Origin of the sequence: Paraburkholderia sp. Ac-20336 (genome assembly GCF_017105025.1) — a bacterium.
GTDB lineage: Bacteria > Pseudomonadota > Gammaproteobacteria > Burkholderiales > Burkholderiaceae > Paraburkholderia.
On the sequence record NZ_JAAGPS010000259.1, the window covers coordinates 1 to 2,975 of the forward strand.

At 64.2% G+C, this 2,975-nt stretch carries 2 protein-coding genes and 1 pseudogene; 2 read left to right on the forward strand and 1 reads right to left on the reverse strand.

Features of this window, described 5'->3' with window-relative positions; translation table 11 throughout:
• A pseudogene (locus GXB81_RS30750) lies at positions 1-469 on the reverse strand (DJ-1/PfpI family protein); the annotation flags it as partial.
• A gap of 845 nt (positions 470-1,314) precedes the next feature.
• On the opposite strand from GXB81_RS30750, the gene GXB81_RS30755 reads away from it, so the two are divergent.
• Both GXB81_RS30755 and GXB81_RS30760 read left to right on the forward strand, forming a co-directional pair.
• The gene (locus GXB81_RS30755) at positions 1,315-1,464 is read left to right on the forward strand and encodes a hypothetical protein (RefSeq protein ID WP_167036242.1); all 150 of its coding nucleotides are present in this window, start codon (positions 1,315-1,317) and stop codon (positions 1,462-1,464) included.
• A gap of 381 nt (positions 1,465-1,845) precedes the next feature.
• Positions 1,846-2,502, forward strand: coding sequence for a LysE family transporter (locus GXB81_RS30760; protein ID WP_167036239.1), 657 nt, complete (start codon positions 1,846-1,848; stop codon positions 2,500-2,502).
• The last annotated feature ends 473 nt before the right edge of the window (positions 2,503-2,975 follow it).

A 2,975-nucleotide genomic window follows, 5' to 3' on the forward strand; every position in this document is an offset into this window, starting at 1 on the left:
CATGGGCCGGCTGATGCGGCTCGCCCGCCTCCGCGCCGTCGGGCACGTAAGCCGCGTCGAGCACCGCGCGTCCTTCGGCGATCGAGCGCATCATCGACGTGTTGCGGCGTACGCGGCGCAGCCAGCCGATCAGCCGCTCGTCGCGCGCCGCCATCGCCGCGCCCTTGCCGCCCGCGACATACAGCGCGTCGAAGCCGCGGTAATGACGCGCATCGAGCCCGTCGGTCCACACCCGCAAGCCGGACGACGCGGCCACCATGCCGCCGTCGACGGACAGAAACGACACGTCGTAGAGCCACGCACCCGAGCCCGACGTGGAGAGTTCGTTCGCGGCCTGGAAAACCTCGGCAATGACACCCGCGCCTTGCAGCGAGCAATCGTTGAACAGCAGAATTGCAATGCGGCGCACGCCTTTGTTCGGCGCATGCACCCAGCGCAGCATTGCGGACTCGAGACTTGCGCAGGTCATAGCCATCCTCTCAACGGAAAACGATCGACTTCACCTTCTATCGCCACCGGGAATACCCACTCGGTGCACTGGATCATAGCGACGGCTTCCAGCATTTAGCCGCCATGACCGAAAATGCGGACATGTTGGCGCATTAATGGGTGGCCGGTCTGTGCGATTCAGCACCTTGCCGAAGCAACCGCCATATCAATGAATTAATGCGGAATTCTGCATATGGCCGAATATGCATTCGCAAATGTTAGGGCAATTCGAAAATTGATTGCGTACGCCAGCGCACACTGCGCGCCTGCTCGAAAAGAGGCCTATTTTAATTTTATCCGACCTTTATTTCGTCTTATCCAGGTTTATCCTTGCCGGAAAACATTGTCTGAGAGTGCAATTCCCTCGACCGGCTTCCGAAGCCGCCGTGCCGCCGGAACGCCTGCGTTCTCCTGAAGATACCGGCCAGGCGGCGCAACGAAGCCAATTCCTCATCCAATTTAAATGCATTGGAAGGTGAATAGATTATTTAATTATTCTCCAATGAAAGCCTTGAATACACAAAACAACAATTAATGTTTCAGACATGAAACATTAAAATCGGATGGCGTTAGCCCGCCGACAATCGAAGGACCGGTGGCGGATTGTGTCGAGCGGAACCCGGTTCGATTCCGCCATGGAATTGCGGAAACGGACTAGGTCTTTTCCGCACGCGCCGGCGCGGCAAGTCAAGGCAAACCGCCGCGGTCTTGCGGCTTTCCGTGAGCACGGCATACGTGCGACCACGGTTTTCCAGCGGGCAAGCGCACATAAGCGTCAGGCGAGTACGGGTTACGATGCCGCAAAGACACGCTGGAGCCGTATAGATGAGTGGCCTGACATGGACCATGCTGATACTGGCCGCGTTGATTGGCGCGCTCCTGTTCGCGACGATCGGCGCGGTACTGTTCGCGCTGCTGCTCGCGAACGTATCGGGACGGCTCGAGCACGCCGATGAAACCCGTCGCGACGCCTAGCTTTTTTTCGCGGCGTCCGCACGAGCCTGGCGGAACCGTGCAACGCTGAATGGAACGCACGCCGCCGAGGCTGTTTCGCCGCGTCTCCCATGACGGGGCTCAATACACGCGATGAGCCCGCACATCGCGTTCGTCGCGCTTGCCCGCTATTTTCGGTGTCGCTATGCTCGCGAATGCGCCGACTGCGAGGCGCGCGGCCGGCGGCAAGTCGTCTCGCGCCGCTCGTCGAACCGCCGCACAAGCCGTAGAACGTACAAACACCGCTGACGACACGAGCGGCGCCGAGTTCAAGGAACCACCTCGATATCGGCACGCAACGACGAGCCCCCTCGTCGGCGCAATCGACACGCCCCATCAGAACAACCGTCCGGGAACCCGTCCATGTCCACCACGAGTCTCTTCTTCACCGCCGCGGGCGTCGGCCTCGCGATCGCCGCGCCGATCGGTCCGATGGGCATGCTGTGTATCCGCCGCACGCTGACTGGCGGCCCGCGCGCCGGGCTCGCGATCGGCTTCGGTATCGCGAGCGGCGACGCCGCCTACGGGCTGATCGCGGCACTCGGCCTCGTCGGCATTTCGCAATTCATGCTCGCCTACGACCGTCCGCTGCATCTGCTCGCGGGCCTGTTTCTGTTGTACCTCGGCGTGCGCGCGCTGCTGCAGAAGCCTTCCGCCGCCCTCGCCAACGGCGCCGCCGGCCATGGCCATGGCGACGGCCGGCTCGCCCAGATCGGCCGCGCCGGCGCGCTGCGCGCATACGCGAGCGCCTTGCTGCTGACGCTGACCAACCCGCAGACCGTCATCATGTTCGCCGCGCTGTTCACGACGCTCGCGCCACGCGGTGCGTTCTCGCCGGCCATCGCGCTGACGACGGTCGGCGGCGTATTCGCCGGTTCGATCGCGTGGTGGTGTTTTCTCGTGACCGTGGTATCGCTCGCGCGCCATGCGATCGGCACGAAGCTGCGCGGCGCAATCGACCGGATGGTCGGCTTGATGCTCGCGGTGTTCGGCGTGGTCGAGATTCGCCGGGCGCTTTGAGCGGCGGCTGAGGCGGCATGTGGGAAAATCGGACTGCCCGCGCTGGGCACGCTCTCGGTGCGCCCGGTGTGCCCGGTGCTCTCGCTTTACCGCTCCACGCAGCGCGCCATGCAACAACGCGGCACCCGCCTTGCGCTCCGAGCAGGTAGCGGGTCCCGGCTCGACATGAGGCGCACTCGCTTGGCGCCGCACTCCGGGCAGGCCCAATGCAGCATGCAACACCCCTGCGTTGCACGCTGCGCGCGCCATCGAACGCAACTCGCAACGCCCTCATGCCGCACGCCGCACAGCGCCCGCTCCAGCATGCCGCCCACACCCGGACTCACATCCCGCACGCGGGAGCGGCAGTTTTGCGACAATAGCGCCTTTCGTCGCGCAGGCGGCGGCCCGGGCAACCGGTACGGCCCCCTCGACTTCACGGTCCGCGGCGCCGTGCGGCAGCCACCGGCCGGCCATCAGCCGGCGGCGGGACC